This window comes from Macrococcus brunensis (genome assembly GCF_022343725.1).
In the GTDB taxonomy this organism is placed as follows: Bacteria; Bacillota; Bacilli; order Staphylococcales; family Staphylococcaceae; genus Macrococcus; species Macrococcus brunensis.
The window spans coordinates 106,908-127,301 of the sequence record NZ_CP092179.1 but is presented as its reverse complement, the minus strand read 5'-3'; the positions used below and the strand labels follow the sequence as shown (position 1 = coordinate 127,301).

Genomic DNA, 20,394 nt, shown 5'->3' with positions numbered 1-20,394 from the left:
ACAGCATCTCCTTTACTCTCTGTCATCTAATATCAGTTCATCTGTTGCAATTTTAGAAGAGAGCAGAACAATCGGCACACCAGCGCCCGGATGTGTACTGCTGCCTGTGAAATAAAGATTTTCACAATGCGTCGCCTTACTCTGCGGACGTAAATGATTGCTCTGCAGAAGCGTAGGCTGCAGACCAAAAGTTGCACCGTTATAGGCATTGAAGCTCTTCTTAAACTCTTGCGGGGTCACATATGTTTCAGTGATAATTTCATTTCTTATCTGTTTCATGCCTGGCAGCTTTTCTACTTTGGCTAACGCTTTATCACGGTAATAAGCAATTGTCTCCTCATTCCATTCGTACTGTGCAACAGATAGTTCAGAGATAGGCATCAATATATAGAGCCCGTCTTTACCAGCTGGTGCCATAGACGGCTCTTTCTTTGAAGCGATATACATATAGACAGAAGGATCCGTCAGCTTTCGACCATCAAAAATCTGTTTGATATTCTCATCCAGATCATCCGAAAAAATAAAATTATGCATATTGTCTACTTCTTCATATTTTTTATCCATGCCGAGATAGAGAACAAAACATGAACAGGAGTATGCCATCTTGTCGATATAATCGTCGGTGTACTTCCCTTTCGCAGCTATATTTTTGACGAGCTCTTTTTTCGCATAAGGAAAGTCTGCATTACACATCACATAATCCGCATAAACCATGCCATCTGCTGTACGGATGCCTGTCGCCCTGCCGGATTGAATCATGATTTCTTCGACCGGTGTATTTAAATGTATTTTTCCGCCGAGTTCCTCGAAAAGCTGAGCCATAGCAGTTGCCATACGATGCATGCCGCCTTCTATAAACCAGATGCCATAAAGGAACTCGATCATCGGAATAATCGTATAAAGCGACGGACTTTTAGAAGGTGCAATTCCGATATAGAGCGTCTGGAAACTGATCACATCACGCAGACGTTTATCTTTAATGTACTTCGCCATACTGCTCTCTGCATTGCCTAGGGTGCGAAGCTTCAGTCCTTGAGTCAATGTCTCCAGGCTATAGAAGTCTTTCTGCTGACGGAAAGGGCGCTGCAGAAAATGATGCTTTGCAATCGTAAAACGCTGATAAAGGTCACTGATATATCTAAGGAATCCGGCTGCGTCCTGTTCATTCACCCCTTCAAATAACTCCATCAGCTGGACTAAATCGTTTGAGACGTCCAGCTTTTCTGTGCCGTTTTTGAAATAGGCACTATACATCGGCGTGAGTTTCTGCATCGGAATATAGTCATCTGGATTGCGGCCGGCGAGTTCAAATATTTCTCTGTAAAGCTCTGGCATCATGACGATAGTCGGTCCTAAATCAAATTCATAACCTTCTTTTTTGATGCGGTGCATCTTACCGCCTGGCATACTTTCTTTTTCATATATTTCGACATCATAACCTGCATGCTGCAGACGAATGGCAGATGCAAGACCTGCTACACCTGCGCCAATCACGATTACTTTTTTCATTTACTTCTCTCCTTCAGTTTCCGTTGACGTTGCCAGGATTCAAGTTCAGGGGACAGGACATAGGGCACTTGCTGTAACTCATCTAAGTTCTTCGCACCTAGTATAAGTGCAATATCAATCATGTGTGCTTTAAATGTTTCTATAAACTGAATAGCAGCAGCCAGTCCATTCGATTCCACTTCTGTCAGGATAGCCCGCGATAGACCGACAGCACGGGCCCCGAGCGCAATAGATTTAATAGCATCAAGCGGCGACTGAATACCACCGCTCGCAAGAATCGTCATGTTCTGCTGGAAGGGCTGACTTTCGAGCAGAGAAACTGGTGTCGTCTGACCCCATTCTGATAAATAGCTCTGATCTTTCTTTGGCCTGCGTTCATTTTCAATATGGATGAAATTCGTACCGCCTCGACCACTGACATCCACTGTTTTAACACCTATGCCGTACAGCTGTTCCAGTGTTTCCTTACTCATCCCAAATCCGACTTCCTTAACGATAACCGGGACATCGATAGTGCGGACAATCTCTTCTATATTCGTCAGCCAGTCTGTGAAATCCCGACCCCCTTCAGGCATAACCACTTCCTGAGGCGCATTGATGTGAATCTGAAGTGCATCTGCGTTGAGCATTTCAACTGCTCGTGCAGCCAAATCAAGTGGCACATCTGCACCTATATTAGCAAAAACTTTGCCATGAGGATTTCTTTCCCTGATAATACGATAAGTAGGAATCAATTCTGAATTTTTAAGGGCTGCGTGCATCGATCCGACAGCCATTGCAATATCTGTTTCACGTGAAATAATCGCCAGTTTCTCATTGATTTCACCCGCCCATTTACTGCCGCCTGTCATGGCATTGATATAGAGCGGGAAGTTCAGAGACAGTGAATCTAGAGGTGTTTCGAGTGAAATATCAGAGCGCTTAATAGCAGGAATAGAGCGATGCACCAACTGAACAGCATCGAAACTTGAATGTGTGACAGGATGACCTAACGCTAAGCGAATATGGTCATCTTTTCTTTGTTCCCGTGTTGTCATAAAGTCTCCTTTCCTTTTTGGTAATAAGTTGCTGCAGTTTAGGTCTGTTATATCGCTGGACAATAATGAAAGGCAGGCTACTGAAGAAAGCATAAAAAATATTGATTCTTGCTGCCCATTTGGGGTTCCACAAGTAAAATAGAGGGCATATTAAAAGAGACAGCCAATGCGTAAATTCTGCGCGATTGGTTTCGGTGCTGAATGTCTGAAGTGCATTTAAATCAGTAGAAACAAGTTGACGATGATTAAAGCTTGACGGGAAAATGGAAGAACTGTCCGGCAATTGCTGTTTCCATTTTTTCACTTTAAAATAACGCTGCCAGAAATGTCCTCCATCTTCGAAAGTGTGTGATTTAAATAAATAGCCTTGATGCTGAAATAACTTTCTCGGAACATGCATGATCGTATAGGACAAAGATAACTGAATCAGCATCCAGGCTATCGTATTACGAATAAATAATCTGATTAACTTCATCTTATGCTCCTTTATTGACTTACAATTATCTTTAACTTTACCATAAATGGGAGATAGACACTTGTATTCTGAATTACTATATTTTCTCGATTAATTCTGTCATGATAACAACTAAGGAGTGATAAACGATGAACACATACTTTAATTTTGATAACAGCTATCGTCAGCTATCAACTGATTTTTATGATTTAGCTGAACTGAATCCGGTATCTGATCCAGCCATTCTCATACTCAACGAGAAACTAGCAGATCAGCTCGGCTTTGATATACAAACATTAAAGAGTTCAGCAGAAGAACTTGCTGGAAGCAAAAAGTTTCCGCATTCTGAACCCCTTGCGCAGGCCTATGCAGGTCATCAGTTCGGGAATTTCACCATGCTCGGTGATGGGCGTGCTGTTCTGCTCGGCGAACATGTCACGCCTGACGGAACTCGTTATGATATCCAGTTGAAAGGTTCCGGTCGGACCGCTTTTTCAAGAATGGGTGACGGCCGTGCGCCACTCGCTCCGATGCTGAGAGAATATTTGATCAGTGAAGCGATGCATGCGCTCGGTATACCGACCACAAGAAGTCTTGCTGTCACTGCAACGGGTGATACTGTCAGAAGAGAAACCGAATTGCCAGGCGCTGTTCTGACAAGAATCGCCAGCAGTCACATTCGTGTAGGTACATTTGAATATGCAGTGCGTCAAGGTATCGTCAAGGAACTCGCTGATTATGCGATTAATCGTCATTACCCTGAACTCGCCGCTTCAAGCACAAAATATATTGATTTTCTTTATGCGGTCATTGACCGTCAGGCTGCTTTGATTGCCAAGTGGCAGAGCATCGGCTTTATACATGGTGTCATGAACACTGATAATATGACCGTCAGCGGGGAAACCATTGATTACGGCCCGTGCGCTTTTATGGACAGCTTCGACCGGGCGACCGTCTTCAGTTCAATCGACCGCGGGGGCCGCTATGCCTACTATAATCAGCCGGGCATCGGACAATGGAACCTGGCTCGTTTTGCAGAAAGTCTGATTCCACTCTTCAGTCAGGAGACTGATGCAGCTATCGAAACAGCTAAAGACGCTCTCACTTACTACGAGACTCAGTTCGACCAGTACTGGCTGAGTGTAATGGCTGCAAAAATCGGTATACAGACACCTCAGACTGAAGACCGTGAGCTGATAGGCGAACTGCTCAGTGTGATGGAAGACCTGGAACTAGACTTCACACGGACGTTCCGCCAGTTGAGCCTGCAGCAGCCAGTTGATTCTGCGCTTGATGACTGGAAGACGCGCTGGCAGGAGCGAATCACTACGGAAGACGCGCCTTATAAGCTCATGAAAAAAGTGAATCCCGCTATTATCCCGCGGAATCATCTTGTTGAAAAAGCAGTGAACAGCTCAGATCTAGCCTTCTTTAAAGAGCTGCTCGCCCAGCTTGAAAATCCATATAGTGATGACCATCCAGAACTGTATTCAACTCCGCCCGAAGAGACTGAACAAGTCTTCCAGACATACTGCGGAACTTAAGTTATAATGAAGTAAAGGAAGTGATTATCATGCTGAAACGTTATCAAAAAGTCCTTCTACTTTATGTGTTCAGTACATTAGTTCCACAACTTTTCTCTAGAAACAGCTACAAAACATGGGGTGCTTCTACAGCTGTCGGTTACGGTATTTTTGCAACCGGCTTAAAGCTGATGACTCGCGCCAAAAACAGAAAATAGCAGCAGAGCCTTACGGCTTTGCTGCTATTATTTTTCTCATTCTATAAAGTTGGATATCCTCTAAATCAATATCACCGACAATTTTATAGCCTTTACTTTCATAGACATTCAGCGCCTGATCATTATCTTTTTTGACCGTCAGAGAAATAGAATCGTAGCCTTCTGCTTGGCCTCTCTCCTCTGCTGCTTCAAGTAGTGCGGAGCCTACACCCTGCCCTCTAAAGTCAGGTCGTGTCGCCAGCATGCTGATATGGTATTCTCCCTTTTCCCCTTCTTTCATCGTCGAGAGTAACATCATCTTTTTAAAGTTTCTGATGGCATATAAAATAACCCCGAGTTTTCTGTACCTCACTATATCAATAAAAGTCTTATAAAAGGCACGATCCATTTTTTCTACAGGCATACACGTGATCGCGCCAGCCGTTTGACTCTCAATTGTCGCCACTAACGTATATTCGTGGCTGAAACGATTGCCTGCCTGCTGCCATAAATACTGCAGGCCCTCTATTGCCTGCTCTTTTGACGAAACACCCAGCATCGTTTCACTCATGTCATTCAGCGCAGCATAATTTAAGGCCCCTCCCAGAGGGTTATCCGGTGTTGCTTCAACTATTTCTATCTCCATTTCCATCATCTCCAAGTGTTAAAAAACCGCGCCCAGATAAGGACACGATTTTATTTTCTCCAGAATGTCTGACAATCTTTTTTATCTTCAATATTATAGTCAATGAGCGACGACAGTAACTGATAATTGATCTCCTCTTCCCATTTGATACGGAAGAGCATGGCGGTCTGCGAGTACCCTGCGGCAGCAATCTGATCTTTAAACTGCACGAGTGTCTCTTTTTCTGGTGCAATTGCCATATGCTTTTTAGCGACACTGAAACCGATAATAAATCTACCATGATGCTGATACATCGGCTGGTTCCATTTAACGACAGGATCTAGCTCCGGATAATTATTTTCAATCCAGTTAAAAACTTCACTTAAGCGTTGTGATTGTTCAGGTGGCAAGTCATTCAGAAAAGATTCAAAGACCATCAGCTTATCTCCTTAGTTTTCTGCTTCTAGTTTATCAATATATGCCTGTAATGTCTTTCTATCTTCACCTGTTATTTCTGGAAACTGCGGGTCAATTTCTTTCAATACATGAATCATCACTTCAGACACGAGACGTCTTCCATGCCATTCATCATCCGCAGGCAGAATATACCACGGGCTGTGTGCTGTTGAAGTCTGATTCAGCATATCTTCAAATGTTGCCTGGTACTCATCCCAGTGTTCGCGTTCTTTGACGTCATTAAATGAAAATTCCCAGTTTTTCTGAGGGTTTTTCATGCGTTCAAGTAAACGTTCACGTTGCTCATCTTTCGACATGTGGAAGAAGAACTTCACGACATGGAACCCATTTTCGTGGAGGTATTCCTCGTAATTATTGATCTGACGATAGCGTACATCCCAGATATCTTCTATTTTTTTATCGTCCGGCACCTGTTCTTCTCCGAGTAAGTCGTGAACTCTTGTCACAATGACCTCTTCATAGTAAGAGCGGTTCAGAATACCGATTTCACCTCGCGCCGGCAGACCATCATGTAAACGCCACATATAGTCATGTTTCGCCTCTTCATCAGACGGCTTTTTGAATGACGTTGTCTTTAAGCCCTGGGCATTCAAGTTTGAGAAGATATAGCTGATTACTTCATCTTTACCAGCCGCATCGAGTGCCTGCAGAACAACTAAAATACCCTTTTTTTCTTCCGCATGCAGTTTCAGGTGTAGGTCTTTCAGTTCACTGACCAGAGCAGGTATTTCTTTTTCTTTAATATCTTCATTATATTTCTTTTTATCTTCACTTGTTGGATAATCTTTTAGTTTGATATTTGACTTTACCGGTACTCTATATGAATCTATGTTCATAGCTATCCCTCCTGTTGCCTACTTATTCCTATTAACTATAGTCCTTAAACATGTAAAATAAGAGAAGACGCAATTAAAGGAGTAATCTCAATGAACCTGTTTAACGATATTAAAGTGCCTGCTTCTTTCAAAGCCTTCAGCGGGACGCCTTCATTAAAACTAAAGTTCGCTTTCCGTGCGCACTGCCGTATTTTCTTCACTCCTGAGAAATATAAGGACCTTGAAAATCACCTCTATATTTTCTATGTGACGGTTAACAGTCCAGTCAATGATATCGGGATGGGTGTGGATTTCTTTGAAGTGGAACATATCTTTGAAAATCATATCAAGCCTCTAGTTGATCATCAGTTACTGAATCAGACTTTACCCGCTATGAACATGACTGCTGAGAATATCGGGCACTGGCTTTATCAGACATTCGAGGCACATCTACCAGTCAACACGACTATCGAAGCACTTGAATTATTCGAAACAGCAGAACACAGTGTGATTCTGACCCAACAAAATAGACATTAAAAAACGGATGCCCTCTTCGCATCCGTTTTCTGCTTATAAAAGTATGGTTGCGAGTATCGGTACGACGATAACGACAATTACGCCTACCAGTACAATCGCAATACTTGCCATGGACGTTTCAACTTCACCCAGTTCCTGTGCCGCTGACACCCCTAATGAGTGTCCACTTGTCCCGAGTGAGAGACCACGTGCTATTGGATGATTGATATGGAAAAGTTTCAGCATCTTGTTACCGAGTGCATAGATGATGACTGCATTGAGAATGACTGCGAGTGAAGTCAGTTCAGGTATACCATTAATGCTCTCAGCTACAGGTAAGGCAATAGCTGTTGTTGCTGCCTGCGGTAACATTGAAGCGATGATGTCAGTATCAAAGCCGAATAGTTTTGCGACACCATAAATAATGAACAGCGCGCCTGTTGTACCGAGCGCAATTCCACCTATAATCTGCATCCAGTACTTTTTCAGTACATCTCTTTTTTTGTAGAGCGGAATCGCGAAACAGATGGTCGCAGGTTCCAGGAAGAATCCTACGATCTTACCGCCTTCCTGATAGTTCTCATAACTGATACCTGTCATCTTCAGAAAGAAGATGCCGAAGACCATTCCGACAAAGAGTGGTGCAAATAGGAAGAAGCCGTTTGTTTTCTTGAACAAATATTGTCCGACCATAAATGGCATAATCGTCAGAAGAATACCGAAATACGGTGTATGAGCGCCGAGTGCTTCCCACATATTAATGTACCTCCATTTCTTTAGGTGCTTTTGTCATCACTGGTGATTTAGTTACGAGAACTTGTGAGAAGATGCCTGTTGACACGAGCAGCATCACAGTTGAGATGAAGATCAGACCTAAAATCAGGAATGGATGTGCACTGATAATGCCGAGTGAATTGATCACTGAAATTCCCGCGGGTACGAATAAGAGACCGATGTTATTAACGAGTGCACTGCCTACTGTTTCAACCTGGCCAAGCTTGACGATACCTGTACAGAGTGCGATGAATAACAGTACAAGTCCGATAACTGACGCCGGCATCGGAATCGGCATGATGCCTTCCAGTACTTTTGAGATAAGCAGAATAAGTGTGATGACTGCTACCTGATGAAAGAATGAATAAGTTTTTGTCATGTGAATGACCTCCCGTATGTTTTATCTTGAGGTCAGTATATCGTGGTTTTTCAGCTCATAAGACGAAATTCATTTGAGATGCAAAAATAGCAGGTTGAAATGCAAAAGAAACCGGCTTAAATTAAACCGATTTCTTCCTTGAATGCACGGATATAAGAACGGCTGACCTGCAGCTTGATATTGCCGGTCAGTTTGACCTGGTAAGTGTGATTAAACCAGTGTTCTGCGCTGATGATATGTCTCGTATTGATAATATTTGAGCGGTGAATACGCATGAAATAATCCGGTAGTTTTTTCTCATAGTTACTGAGTGGCTCGTTGAGTAAATATTGTCTGTCTACTGTCGCAATATGCAGTTGTCCTTCTTCGACATAAAGCGCGACAATCTCATCAAATTTCAGCACATAGATCTTATCATCTGACTGTATAGAAATAGCAGTAATCTGTTGTTTTTCTGTTCGTGCTTTCGCTACTGCCTGCTCAATTCTAGCGGATTCAAATGGCTTTAGCACGTAGTCCAGCGCATTCAGTTCAAATGCTTTAACCGCAAATGTATCGTGAGCCGTGGCAAAGATAATCTGCGGCGGCCGCTTCATCTTATTAATCTTCTCTGCGAGGTCCAGTCCGCTTTCATCAATCAGATTGATATCCAGAAACAATAAATCATAGCGTTCTGATAAGAGTGCAGTCAGTGTATCTTCGACGCAGTCTGCTTCGTCCACTAAATCAATATCATCCAGCTGTTCAATCAGAAACTTCAGTTCATTTCTTGCAAGTGGTTCATCATCTACTATTAATATTTTCATCTATTGGCCTCCTTTTAACGGCAGTTCACTGTAGAAACGAGTGCCGGTCACAGAGGTCTCAAACTGTAACTTAGCTTTCTCGCCAAACAATCCCACAAGTCTTTTATTCAAGTTTTCCAGTGCGCTTCCTGTCCCTGATTCTGAATGAACGAGTGACTGACCGATCAGTTTTCTCTTATCAGCTGAGATACCAAAGCCGTTATCTTTCACTTCAATATAAAGACAATGCGCTTTTCTGACCCGTACATCGATATCATTACCTTTTTTACGATTGCTGAATGCGTGTTTAATGGCATTCTCAACTAATATCTGAATGAGAAATGGCGGCACATATTCCTGCAGACAGTTGTCATCAACATCGAACTGGATATTGAAACGGTCAGGAAATCTTGCCTGTTCAAGTGCAAGGTAAGCATGGACCTGCTGCAATTCTTTCTCTACCGTAATCGTCGGTGTTCTGGCACCTTGCAGATTAGAGCGGAAGAAATGACTAAGACTGAGAAGCAGTTCCCGCGCACGTTCACTATCCATTCTGATCAGGGCTGAAATGGTATTAATCGCGTTAAAGAAGAAATGAGGATTGACCTGTGCCTGCAGCGACTTAATTTCTGCCTCCTTCAGCAGTTTGCTCTGTGTTTCAGCACGCCCGAGTTCGATCTGACTGGAGAAGATATTGCCGAGTCCTTCAGCCAGCTGACGCTCGACATAAGTCATTTTACGATTATCCGTAAAATAAAACTTCAGCGTCCCCGCTATCTGGTTTTCAGCGTAGAGTGGAATAACAATCGCCCCGTCCAGTGGGCAGTTTGGATGCGTGCAGCCGATTGCTTCTTTAGAATGCGCTTCTTTCACTTCACCTAATTTAATGACATCCTTCGAGAGATCGGTGATGATTTTTTTCTGAGGTACATGATGATCACTCCCTGCTCCGACGTGCGCGAGAATATCTGTCTTGTTGGTGATGGAGACAGCAGACAGTTTGAGCAAGTCTCGAATGATTGTCGCCGCTTCAGTAGCTGACTCCTGAGTAAGGCCTGCTCTGAAATAAGGCAGTGTCTGATTCGCGACTGCTAATACGTCATGTGTCTGAACAGCACGCATACGTTCTTCCTGCTGCAGTGTGGAGATGATGATGGATAAGAAAATAGCAGAGCCCAGACTGTTGATCGAAATCATCGGCAGTGCGATGAACTGCGCAAGCTCAATTGATGCTGCTTTGTCCGGAGAAAACAAAGTGATACAGAACATCTGAATCATCTCTAAAGCAGCGCCGATGATGATACCTTGTACAATAGTCGGATAACGGTTCTCCCGAATTGATTTATGACCGAAATAACCTGCGATGATACCGACTATCACAGAAGAAATAATATAAGTATACGCTGCTTCTCCGCCCATGAAATACCGGGATAATCCCGATATAATACCAATCCCGATACCTACATAAGGTCCACCGACAAGTCCAGCGACACTGATGATCAAGATGCGTGTATTTGCGAGCGACGTATCCTCTGACAATTTGTAGAAGATTTCACTTGAAATGATCTGATTATTCTTTATCTCCACACCTGTAAAGTTAGAAATAACAGCGAACAGACCGAAGATCAGCAGTAACTGGAGCTGTGTCGAATCTTTTTCTCTCTTTGTCATGACTTTCTTAAAATAGGGCACGTTCATCAATAAATAGGCAATGAGAATAATCAGACCGACACGTTCCAGAAGCAATATAAAAAGACTTAGCATAGAATGCCTCCTATCATTCCCATTATAACGCAAAAAAGGAATAACCGAAGTTACTCCTTTGCCAAAAGTCTGATGACTTTGAAATGCAGAATAAAGGCACCAAGCGCCATAATAAATAATGAGAGAATGGCTACCCGACTTGCCGTAGCACCGTAGTCACTCAGCAGCCAGGTAATAGTCCCATATATAAAGGGACCCATAACAGCTGATAATTTACCGCTCATCGAGAACAAACCGAAGAACTGTCCTTCATGTTCAGCAGGTGACAATTCGATGATAAGCGTGCGTGAAATCACCCAGATAGAACCCATCGCAATGCCAAAGAGAATCGCACATAAATAAAACCATTCTTTAGCTAGAGGCAGACTTGCCAGTACTAAAGCAATCATCAGGACAAGCGCGACCCACTGTAACGCTCTCGCTGAACCGATATGTTTCGCAATATAGCCGAAGATAAAAGCCCCGATTACACTGAAAACTGTCGCAATCATGAAGATGCTGATAAACTGACTGTTCGAGAAACCGACAACGGTCGTCGCATAAGGCTGCATCATACTGATAGCTGTTGCCAGTGCATCATTTAAGAAAAAGTAAACAATCAGGAACACATAAATAGCAGGCTCTTTCCGAGCGAGTTTAAATGTCTCCCATACTTCTCTGTAACCACCGATTGACTTCTCTCTTTTCACTTCACGGTTACCGTCTTTACCAAAAATGAAGATCGGCAGGCTGAACACCAGGAAAAGAATAGCCGTCGGGATAAACGTTTCAGCTGTCGGCCCTTTACCTACTAACGATGTAACACTCAATACTCCGACAAGCGTCCCGAGATAACCTAAGGCAACCCCAAACCCTGAAATCACTGAATGGTCTTCTTTCTGTGCGAGACTACTCATCATGGCATCATAAAAGACAAGGCTGGAGTTATAAGTGAACTTGGCAATGGTAAAAAGCAGGATGGTAATTAAGAATGCGACTGGAAGTCCAAATACTGATTGCTTTAAATCCATACTGTTGATATAGCCCATGAGATATGTACAGGCAAATACAATGAGCGTGAAGATAATGACCCATTTTTTCTTTTTATTCGTCCGGTCTATGTAAACGCCGTACAATGGACTGAGCAAAATCAGAAAAAATGCAGCAATACTTGCAGAGTATGCAATCCAGGTTGAAGCAATCTGCTCCTGCACTGGATTCGTCCCCAGCTGTTCTGTGACGAACTGCGGGAAAAATAAGGTGATGATGTTAGCACTGAAAATCGTGTTACTGAAATCATAGAGTGCCCAGCTTAAAACCGGAACTGAAAGTAGCAGTCTGATATCTCTTTTCATAGAGGCTCCTTTTACACCTTAGTCTAATCTCTTTTATTATAGAGGACTCCTCAAAAAAAGAAAGCTGTTTCTCATGAAACAGCTTGGTAGCGACTACAGTAATTCTGCATTTCATTCAGCATCCCTCTTAAGTAATCCGCTTCCGGCAACTCCGGTAACTCTACTTTATCAAGGGACTGCTGGTATTCAATTTGTTTTGCGACATTGGCGAAAGTCAGCATATAGACACTCAGTGTGTGGTCGTCCAGCGATTTTGGTGACTGCTCTTTCAGGCGATTAAGTGTAAAGCTGATCTGTTCGAGAAGCGTGATAACTGCGTAGTAAGCTTCAACTTGTTCCTTATCCGCAGTCAGTTCACCTGATGCCTGTGTATAGGTGAGTCTGCTATTGAAGACTTGCTGATTAAGTGGAAATGAGCGGCTTCTGGTTTCTGTCTGGTGATCATTTGTAAACAGATCATGGAACGCCACAGCTTCCTGCCGTAAAAGTGCAGCTAACATATGCGGCAGACGAGCAGATGCTGTCACACGTCCGAGCAGGAGCGTACCGAATACAGCAATGAGTACACCGATAACGGTATCCGTTATTCTTAACAAAGCAAAATCCTGTGACAGATGTCCTGCTGCAATAGCAGACATCATCAGAACCTGAATGGTAATGAAAATCATAGCGAGCGAATAATTGGAAGCTACAATCATTTCGGTAATCCCACCTGTCACTGCAATAATGAGCAGAATGGCAAGTGGACTAGGATGAAGAGGCAGAATAGCAAGCATAATCAATAAGCCGATAGACGTACCGATAATGCGTGCTCCAGCCCGTTGCATGCTTGACACTGTATGAATACCGAGCATAACGGTATGAGCAGACAATGCCACCCAGTAAGGTCGTTCAATATTGAAGAGCAGCGCAAATGTCACCGCTACTGTGACAATCGCTGCATACTTTAAGGTCATGATAAAAACCATTGATTCCGGTGTCAGATTCTGTATCAGACGTTCAACATAGTTAACATCTCTTGTACTCATCTTATAAGACAATTGTTCCGACGGTGCATTCAAGACTTCTTCTGTACGAAAGAGTGCAACGGCAAGCGCTTCGAACTGTGGATCAACATCCACAGACTTTTTCCATGACACAGATGATTGATTCTCTACACTTAGACAGAGATATTCGAGCATGTCGATCATGTCCTCCGGTATTGCCCTGTAACCGCGAGCACGAAGTTCCAGTAATTCCGCAAAGATTACCTGGGCCATTTCATGGAAAAGCAGGCGTCTTTCATAGTTCACTTTATTTTCTTTCAATAAGCCGATATCTGCACTTCTCAGCGTCTGACTGCTGGAACTGAAAGTCTGCAGCGCCTGCTGATTCGTCTTCTTGAACTGATCGAAATCTGAATAATGGTGAGCGAGTGAGAGCAGCATGCGGAAATCACTGATGACTGCCTGCTGCTGAGCTGTGTTTTTGAAGAGCCACGCATCGATGCAGACAATGAGAATAGAGAGCAGTCCTCCAATTATGACGAGAATCCCACGATAAAGCGCCGTTTCTGGATGATAAGGCATAAATGATGCGAGACCAAACACTACGATAAAGAATGTGGAAGATGGTCCTTTAACACCGAGTGCTGTAAAGACATAGAAGGGTATCACCGCAAACGCAATAAGCAGGATAGCATAGAGAAGTGCATGCTGACCGACAAGTGAACCCAAAATCATGGCCAGTGCTAAAGTTGCACTCACCGTCAAAGCTGTCTTAATCTTAGATTTGAGTGTCCCGCCGAAGAGATAGATATGAGACAACGTCCCCATCGAGACAAGCAGCCCGGTCTGCAGCTCGCCAAATAAATAGAAGATAAATAAAGCGATAAAAATAAGAAGCCCTTGTCTGATGCCTTTAGGGACGTCTATTTTAGCAGCATCAATTGTAAGCAGCGACTGATAATAAGCCTTCAAATAAGGTCCACCTTCCCACAAAAAAACCGCACAAATCAAATTTGTGAGGTTTTTTATCATTTGTATCAAGCATAGTCCTGAAAAACTAAATTTTCAAGTCTGTTGCCTTTATTTCACTGCATCGTAACCGCCTTTTATATTGACAGCCTGTTCATAACCGAGATTTTCAAGAATACTCATCGCGATTGCGCTGCGAACACCTGACTGACAGTGTACATAAATCTTGTCATCCTGATTGAATGGAATCTCTTCTGTCGTCAGCTTACCAAAGTGAAGATGTTTCGCGCCTTCAAAATGACTGTCATCCCATTCTTTTTGGGTACGAACGTCCAGAATATTGATAGTTTCTTTATCTTTTTCTTTAAAGTCAGCGGGTTCAATCTGATCATAGGACGGTCCGTTCACTTTATTGCCCGGTAAATAACCCGTCACTTTATCAAATCCAATCAGTTTCAGTTCATCTGCTGCCTGCTGAACCATCTCGAAGTCTCCAATCAACTGGAGCGGCTCTTCATAGTTCAGATACCAGCCGGCAAAACTGAGGAACTTCTTATTATAAGGAACATTGATGCCCATACTGCCATTCTCTGCGAATACTTCTTTCTGGCGTAAGTCCAGTACAACAGACGCTGTCAGTTCAGCGACCGGCATAACCGAATCAGCTGAATAAGGGTTGACGCCGTCACGATTGATTCTTTTCATTTCCTTGAAATAATACGGCGGTTCCGGCTGTTCACTGGTCAGTGCCTGAATGAAACTTTCTTCATCATCATACTGGAATGCCCAGCTGTTCACGCGTTCGTAACCGAGTGTTGTCACTGGAACTGCCCCTAATGACTTACCACATGCGCTGCCTGCTCCGTGACCCGGCCAGATTTGAATGTAATCCGGTAAATCAGCTATTTTCTTGATGGACTGGTACATCTGTTTCGCACCGATTTCAGTTGAATCCTTGACGCCGGCAGCAGTCTCCAGTAAATCGGGACGACCGACATCACCCACAAAGATAAAGTCCCCTGTAAACAGACCCATCGGAATATCAGACTGATTATCCGTAAGCAGGAAACTGATGCTTTCAGGCGTATGACCCGGTGTATGGATCACTTCAAGCTTAACGTTACCCACCTTAATCACATCGCCTTCTGCCAGGCGTTCTGCGTCAATAGCTTTGTATTGCCAGTCTTCGCCGCCAAGGCCAGAGACATAAGCTTTAGCGCCTAATCTGTTCACTGCTTCGCGCAGACCGGATGCAAAATCTGCATGAATATGCGTTTCAGTCACATATTTAATCTCAAGATTCTCACTTTCTGCTGTTTCAATATAAGGTGTCAGGTCGCGGAGAGGATCAATAATGATCGCTTCTCCTGTTTTCTGGCAGCCGACCATATAAGACATCTGCGCTAACGGACCGTTAAAAAATGATTTAAAATACATATTCTCTCTCCTTTTTATATAAATAGATTTAGGTTCGCTTTTTCTGTATCCCCAAGGTAAGTAGCTACGCCGCCGTATTCTACGCCGTCAATCAGTTCTTCTTTCGTTACAGCCATGATATCCATACTCATTGTACACGCGACCATTTTCACGCCCATTGACTGCGCTTTCTCGATCATCGTCTCTAATGAATCCACTTTCTTTTTGTTCATGACGTGACGAATCATACGCGCACCCATGCCACCCATGTTCATTTTAGAGATTGGCAGCTTACCTGCGTGTTTCGGCATCATCTGTGCGAAGGCTTTATCCAGTCCTTCTTTCGCTACTTTCATGCCCGGTTTCTTAATGACGTTCAAGCCCCAGAAGGTGAAGAACATCGTGACTTCTTTACCATAAGATGCAGCGCCTGTTGCAATAATGAATGAAGCAAGTGCTTTATCGAGGTCTCCACTGAAGACAACCATTGTCGCCCCGTTTTTCGTCTCAACGAGCTGGTGTCCTTTAGCATCATTCATAACATTGACTGTTCCTTTTTGGACAACGGCTTTAACTTTGCCGCCTTCTGTCTTATTGCTGATCACTGTGTTGCCTGTCGCATTCGCCCATGCATCAATATCAGTACAGAAGCCAAAGTCTGTTACGTGGATCTCAAGTTGTTCTCCGTCCCGCATATCATCAATATTTTCTTTCACTTTCAGGATCGGACCCGGACACTGCAGGCCGCTCGCCTCAATAAATCGTCTGTTCTCACTCACTGTTTTCACCTCTTCTTTAACTGTTTCTTTCTTTTCAATCACTGGTTTCGGTGCTGTGTGCAGCTGCTTGTATAATTTATAGCCTCCGTCCAGATTAATAACGTCAAAACCATTATTTTTCAGAATACGTGCTGCATTATAGCCACGCTGACCCACCTGACAAAATACGGTGACAGGCATGCTTCGGTCCAGTTCATCAAGACGCTCTCTGAGTGAGCCGAGTGGTATATTCTTAGCATTGTTAATCGTGCCCATCTCATATTCAATCGGCTCGCGAACGTCTATCAACTGCGGATGATCAACTATTTCATTATGCTGTGCCATCTTCATCTGGTCAGTCAGGACATTTTCTGCGATGTACCCTGCCATATTGACCGGGTCTTTTGCTGATGAGAACGGTGGTGCATAAGCAATTTCTATCTTCTGTAGATCAACGACTGACTGTTTAAATGTCATCGCACTCGCAATAAGGTCAATTCGTTTGTCGACACCTTGACGGCCGACTATCTGTGCACCGTATATTTCACCTTCCGGACTGAAGATAACTTTAATCGTCATCGGCGTAGCGCCTGGATAATAAGTCGCATGCGACTGACCTGATACGTGGATGACGTGATACTTTTTACCGAGCTCTGTTAATGCTTTTTCATTTAAGCCTGTGCTTGCAACAGATAAGTCGAACACCTTCGCTATAGCTGTGCCGAGAGGCTTCAACGCTTCAATTGTTTTGCCGTTCAAGTGATCCGCAAGAAGGCGTCCCTGACGGTTTGCTATCCATGCAAGCGGGATATGCGCTGCCTGGCCGCTTATTTGATGTGTGACTTCGCTGACGTCGCCAATCGCATAAATATGTTCATCTGCTGTCTGAAAGACGTCGTTCGTTTTAACCGCTTTTTTAATACCTATTTCAAGTCCTGCTTCTTCTGCGAGCGTTGATTCCGGCAGCACACCAATCGCCATAATGACCATATCGGCATCCAGCGTCGCGTTCGTGCTTGCCGTCACTGTCTGTGAATCGATACGTGTAATCGATTCTTCCAGTCTTAAGTCGATACCTTGCTGAATCAAGTGTTCATGAATACCCTTTGCCATATCGATATCGACGCCTGGCATCACTTGATTGCCAAGCTCAAATAAAGAAACCTGGATTCCTAACGCATGCAGGTTCTCCGCCATCTCAAGGCCGATGAAGCCGCCTCCGACAACTGCTGCTGTCTTAACCTTCTTGTCATTAATATAAGATTTGATCTGATCCATGTCCGGAATATTTCTTAAAGTGAAAACATGTGACTGCTCTTTCCCTTCAACAGGAATTTCAATCGGTTTCGCACCTGTCGATAAAACTAAGACATCATAGTCGATGACTTCTTCCTGACCTTCTGTCTTCACTAAAAGCTGCTGTTCTGCTCTATTGATTTTCAGTGCTTCCGTATTAATACGGACGTTGATATTCATTCGCTCATGCATCAGTTCAGGCGTCTGTATCAGTAATTTACTTCTATCTGTTATTTCATCACCGATATAATAGGGTAAACCGCAGTTCGCAAAAGATACATGCGGTCCTCTTTCTATTAAAGTGATGTGGTCTTCTTCATTCAGCCTTCTTAAACGGGCTGCTGCAGATGCGCCACCTGCAACCCCTCCTACAATAACAATACGTCTCATCGTGTTTTCCTCCTGTTCATTAATACCTATGGGGGTATCATATTACGATTTAAATGATTTGTCAAATACCCCACAAGGTATTTTTTAATTGACATTGATACCGCAGGGGGTATATAGTAAAAACACTGAAAAAATTAGAAAGCAGGGATGATATGAAATACGATAAAAATACTATTAACCGTTTAAAACGTCTGCAAGGTCAGTTGAACGGGGTCTTAAAAATGATGGAAGAAGAAAAAGACTGCAGAGAAGTGGTGACGCAGCTGAGTGCTTCCCGTAGCGGCATCGAAAGACTGATTGGTGTGATCGTCAGCGAGAACTTAGCGGAATGTGTCAAAGAGAATGTTAAAAATAATGAAGATACAGATGAGCTCGTTAAAGAAGCTGTCAATCTGTTGATCAAAAGCAGGTAGAGCATATGAAAACAATCACAGTTAAAAGTTTAGAACAGTTGCTCATGCAGCAGGCAGATATCAAGCTGATTGATGTCCGTGAACGAGATGAATTTTCAGTAGATGGGATTGACGAAGCGCTCAATATTCCGTTATCAGAACTTGAAGCGAGAACATCCGAGTTCAATGAGACAGATGATTACGTCATTATCTGCCGTTCAGGCAACCGAAGAGGGATGGCTTGTCAGTATTTAAGTGAAGCAGGAATGAACACAACGAATGTTCAAGGCGGAATGATTGAGTGGAATAGACGATGATGCTTTTCATCCTGCTGCTCTTCATCGGTGCTATCGGCGCGTTTGTGTCCGGGCTGGTCGGTATTGGCGGGGCTATCATTATCTTTCCGATGCTGCTCTTTATTCCGCCCTTCTTCGGTATCGATACGATCACGCCGCATCTTGCCAGCGGTCTGACAGCAGCACAGGTATTCTTCAGCACGCTGAGCGGCAGTATCAGCCAGCGCAGTAATCCGGATGCGAGGCGTCAGCTGATTGTGCCGATGGGAATAGGGATTCTACTCGGCAGTATAGGCGGTGCGTACAGTGCTTCTCTTTTTGATGAAAGTATTATCAATATCGTCTATACGGGTCTCGCTATACTCGCTGTTATTCTCATGTTTGTCAAAGTAAGACCCGAACAGACAACAACACAGTTCAATCCAGTGTTGTTATTCGTTACGGCTGCTTTAATCGGTTTTCTGTCGGGCATCGTGGGTGCTGGTGGTGCTTTTATTATTGTGCCCGTGCTGCTCGCTTTATTCCGTGCACCTTTTAGAAGTGTGGTCGCAAGCAGTATTATTATTGCCTTTATCTCTTCTATCGGCACTTTTCTGATTAAAGCAGTAACAGGAGACGTGGATTTCGTCTTGATGATTCCCCTTGTCATCACCAGCCTAATCATGGCACCTGTCGGCACACGGATCTCTAAAAAAACAAATCAGTTGGTGCTGCGCTATATACTTGCAGCTCTGATTGCAGCTGCTGCCATTAAAATGCTATTCCAGATTTTAGAGAGATAATGGTCGTGGACGTTGAGTATACATGAAGAAGTACAGGTGTCTACACCGCATTATATGTGATCTTTATATGACGGACTGCAAGTCATTAAAACAGGCACTTGTGATAATAGAATCAACTAAAAAATGCCAATCATCCGATTGGCATTTTCTTATTCTTCTTCGAATGTCTGAATAAATAATTCAAGCGACTCGCGTTTTTTCCACTGGTCGACAAATATCGGATCTAAGTGCGCGAGGAACTTACCATCCAGCATTAGATATTCACCATCTTCTGATGCATGTCCTGCTCGGTCAATCTGTTTATTCTGCTTATGATAATACTCCATAACTGCATCAACCGCTTCCTCGCGGCTTGTAATATAATCTTTGACATCTTCATTGTCAATTGAATAAGCATCTACTTTTGTAGCGCCTGGGATGAGTCCTTCTGACAGCGGAATAACAGGGATTTCAGTCCAAGTGACCAAGATGGATTCACTGTTATCAAAACTGAAGCTTGTCAGCGGATAACGACTGTTCATAAACTTGATTTCACTGTAATCATTCAGCTTATCGCCATCTAAAAAATAGACACCATCTTCAACGTAAACGGGCAGTAAATGAAGCCACTCTTTAATCTGATCTTCATTTTCAAAAAGACCGATATCAATGGTCAGCTCACTCTGCAGAAACTGTAGTAATAACATAGGTTCTCCTCCTTTAACTTCATTATACTCTTCCACCGTCGCATCCACATGAAACAACATGCATTGCACTTAAATTTAATAAGTGCTACTCTAAAGTCATAACTGAATAAACTGCTGGAGGTGCTCTATTGAGAGCTGAGAGGACAGATGTCCAACTCTTTGAACCTGATATGGTTAACACCAACGTAGGGAAGCATAATATGTGAGACTTCAAGGTCCCTGTGCATTTTATGC

Annotated in this window: 21 protein-coding genes and 1 riboswitch; of the genes, 6 read left to right on the top strand and 15 right to left on the bottom strand. The window is 43.4% G+C overall.

All coding sequences use genetic code 11. From position 1 onward, the window contains the following. Positions 1 to 12: 12 nt before the first annotated feature. The 3 genes from MGG13_RS00640 to MGG13_RS00630 are packed head-to-tail and all read right to left on the bottom strand — an operon-like array spanning position 13 to position 3,021. Positions 13 to 1,509 (bottom strand): phytoene desaturase family protein, encoded by a 1,497-nt coding sequence (locus MGG13_RS00640; protein ID WP_239035009.1) that lies wholly within the window; start codon positions 1,507 to 1,509, stop codon positions 13 to 15. Further along, complete coding sequence (gene fni / locus MGG13_RS00635; protein WP_239035008.1) at positions 1,506 to 2,546, bottom strand: type 2 isopentenyl-diphosphate Delta-isomerase; 1,041 nt, start codon at positions 2,544 to 2,546, stop codon at positions 1,506 to 1,508. Before fni ends, MGG13_RS00640 begins: the two co-directional genes overlap by 4 nt. Further along, entirely contained in the window at positions 2,518 to 3,021 is a 504-nt protein-coding gene (locus MGG13_RS00630) for a glycosyl-4,4'-diaponeurosporenoate acyltransferase CrtO family protein (RefSeq protein ID WP_133431335.1), read from the bottom strand. The genes fni and MGG13_RS00630 overlap by 29 nt, the downstream gene beginning before the upstream one ends. A gap of 128 nt (positions 3,022 to 3,149) precedes the next feature. On the opposite strand from MGG13_RS00630, the gene MGG13_RS00625 reads away from it, so the two are divergent. Together MGG13_RS00625 and MGG13_RS00620 are read left to right on the top strand one after the other, a co-directional pair. Then, positions 3,150 to 4,544, top strand: a complete 1,395-nt coding sequence (locus tag MGG13_RS00625; RefSeq protein WP_239035007.1) for a protein adenylyltransferase SelO — start codon at positions 3,150 to 3,152, stop codon at positions 4,542 to 4,544. A gap of 29 nt (positions 4,545 to 4,573) precedes the next feature. Next, a complete protein-coding gene (locus tag MGG13_RS00620) occupies positions 4,574 to 4,741 on the top strand; it encodes a hypothetical protein (RefSeq protein WP_239035006.1) in 168 nt (55 codons plus the stop codon). Between the two features lie 10 nt (positions 4,742 to 4,751). On the opposite strand, the gene MGG13_RS00615 is transcribed toward MGG13_RS00620, so the two are convergent. Genes MGG13_RS00615 through MGG13_RS00605 form a run of 3 tightly spaced genes read right to left on the bottom strand, consistent with a single transcriptional unit; the run spans position 4,752 to position 6,658 of the window. Continuing rightward, a complete protein-coding gene (locus MGG13_RS00615; RefSeq protein ID WP_239035005.1) occupies positions 4,752 to 5,366 on the bottom strand; it encodes a GNAT family N-acetyltransferase in 615 nt (204 codons plus the stop codon). 50 nt (positions 5,367 to 5,416) lie between these two features. Continuing rightward, entirely contained in the window at positions 5,417 to 5,782 is a 366-nt protein-coding gene (locus tag MGG13_RS00610; RefSeq protein ID WP_239035004.1) for an iron chaperone, read from the bottom strand. 12 nt (positions 5,783 to 5,794) lie between these two features. Beyond that, the gene (locus MGG13_RS00605) at positions 5,795 to 6,658 is read right to left on the bottom strand and encodes a PPK2 family polyphosphate kinase (protein WP_239035003.1); all 864 of its coding nucleotides are present in this window, start codon (positions 6,656 to 6,658) and stop codon (positions 5,795 to 5,797) included. A gap of 90 nt (positions 6,659 to 6,748) precedes the next feature. On the opposite strand from MGG13_RS00605, the gene MGG13_RS00600 reads away from it, so the two are divergent. Continuing rightward, positions 6,749 to 7,174, top strand: a complete 426-nt coding sequence (locus MGG13_RS00600; protein ID WP_133431330.1) for a 6-pyruvoyl trahydropterin synthase family protein — start codon at positions 6,749 to 6,751, stop codon at positions 7,172 to 7,174. A gap of 33 nt (positions 7,175 to 7,207) precedes the next feature. Here the strand turns inward: MGG13_RS00600 and lrgB are convergent, their stop codons facing one another. From lrgB to MGG13_RS00560, 8 genes are all read right to left on the bottom strand, one after another. Next, positions 7,208 to 7,909: an antiholin-like protein LrgB gene (gene lrgB, locus MGG13_RS00595; RefSeq protein WP_239035002.1), complete on the bottom strand. Its 702-nt coding sequence runs from the start codon at positions 7,907 to 7,909 to the stop codon at positions 7,208 to 7,210. Position 7,910: 1 nt separating this feature from the next. Further along, positions 7,911 to 8,306: an antiholin-like murein hydrolase modulator LrgA gene (lrgA, locus tag MGG13_RS00590; protein WP_239035001.1), complete on the bottom strand. Its 396-nt coding sequence runs from the start codon at positions 8,304 to 8,306 to the stop codon at positions 7,911 to 7,913. Positions 8,307 to 8,422: 116 nt separating this feature from the next. Continuing rightward, positions 8,423 to 9,112, bottom strand: a complete 690-nt coding sequence (locus MGG13_RS00585; protein ID WP_239035000.1) for a LytTR family transcriptional regulator DNA-binding domain-containing protein — start codon at positions 9,110 to 9,112, stop codon at positions 8,423 to 8,425. Beyond that, the gene (locus tag MGG13_RS00580) at positions 9,113 to 10,855 is read right to left on the bottom strand and encodes a sensor histidine kinase (RefSeq protein WP_239034999.1); all 1,743 of its coding nucleotides are present in this window, start codon (positions 10,853 to 10,855) and stop codon (positions 9,113 to 9,115) included. 50 nt (positions 10,856 to 10,905) lie between these two features. Continuing rightward, positions 10,906 to 12,189 (bottom strand): MFS transporter, encoded by a 1,284-nt coding sequence (locus MGG13_RS00575; protein ID WP_239034998.1) that lies wholly within the window; start codon positions 12,187 to 12,189, stop codon positions 10,906 to 10,908. A 71-nt stretch (positions 12,190 to 12,260) separates the two neighbouring features. Beyond that, entirely contained in the window at positions 12,261 to 14,147 is a 1,887-nt protein-coding gene (locus tag MGG13_RS00570; RefSeq protein WP_239034997.1) for an FUSC family protein, read from the bottom strand. A 108-nt stretch (positions 14,148 to 14,255) separates the two neighbouring features. Continuing rightward, positions 14,256 to 15,581, bottom strand: coding sequence for an MBL fold metallo-hydrolase (locus MGG13_RS00565; protein WP_239034996.1), 1,326 nt, complete (start codon positions 15,579 to 15,581; stop codon positions 14,256 to 14,258). A 14-nt stretch (positions 15,582 to 15,595) separates the two neighbouring features. After that, positions 15,596 to 18,004, bottom strand: coding sequence for an FAD-dependent oxidoreductase (locus MGG13_RS00560; RefSeq protein WP_239034995.1), 2,409 nt, complete (start codon positions 18,002 to 18,004; stop codon positions 15,596 to 15,598). 152 nt (positions 18,005 to 18,156) lie between these two features. On the opposite strand from MGG13_RS00560, the gene MGG13_RS00555 reads away from it, so the two are divergent. The 3 genes from MGG13_RS00555 to MGG13_RS00545 are packed head-to-tail and all read left to right on the top strand — an operon-like array spanning position 18,157 to position 19,474. Continuing rightward, a complete protein-coding gene (locus MGG13_RS00555) occupies positions 18,157 to 18,417 on the top strand; it encodes a metal-sensitive transcriptional regulator (protein ID WP_239034994.1) in 261 nt (86 codons plus the stop codon). Between the two features lie 5 nt (positions 18,418 to 18,422). After that, positions 18,423 to 18,713, top strand: a complete 291-nt coding sequence (locus MGG13_RS00550) for a rhodanese-like domain-containing protein (protein ID WP_239034993.1) — start codon at positions 18,423 to 18,425, stop codon at positions 18,711 to 18,713. Next, positions 18,710 to 19,474 carry a sulfite exporter TauE/SafE family protein gene (locus MGG13_RS00545; protein WP_239034992.1) on the top strand — a complete coding sequence of 255 codons (765 nt, stop codon included), beginning with the start codon at positions 18,710 to 18,712 and terminating at the stop codon, positions 19,472 to 19,474. The genes MGG13_RS00550 and MGG13_RS00545 overlap by 4 nt, the downstream gene beginning before the upstream one ends. A 149-nt stretch (positions 19,475 to 19,623) precedes the next feature. Here the strand turns inward: MGG13_RS00545 and MGG13_RS00540 are convergent, their stop codons facing one another. Next, positions 19,624 to 20,160 carry a hypothetical protein gene (locus MGG13_RS00540; RefSeq protein ID WP_133431319.1) on the bottom strand — a complete coding sequence of 179 codons (537 nt, stop codon included), beginning with the start codon at positions 20,158 to 20,160 and terminating at the stop codon, positions 19,624 to 19,626. Positions 20,161 to 20,266: 106 nt separating this feature from the next. After that, a riboswitch (TPP riboswitch) is annotated at positions 20,267 to 20,369 on the top strand. The last annotated feature ends 25 nt before the right edge of the window (positions 20,370 to 20,394 follow it).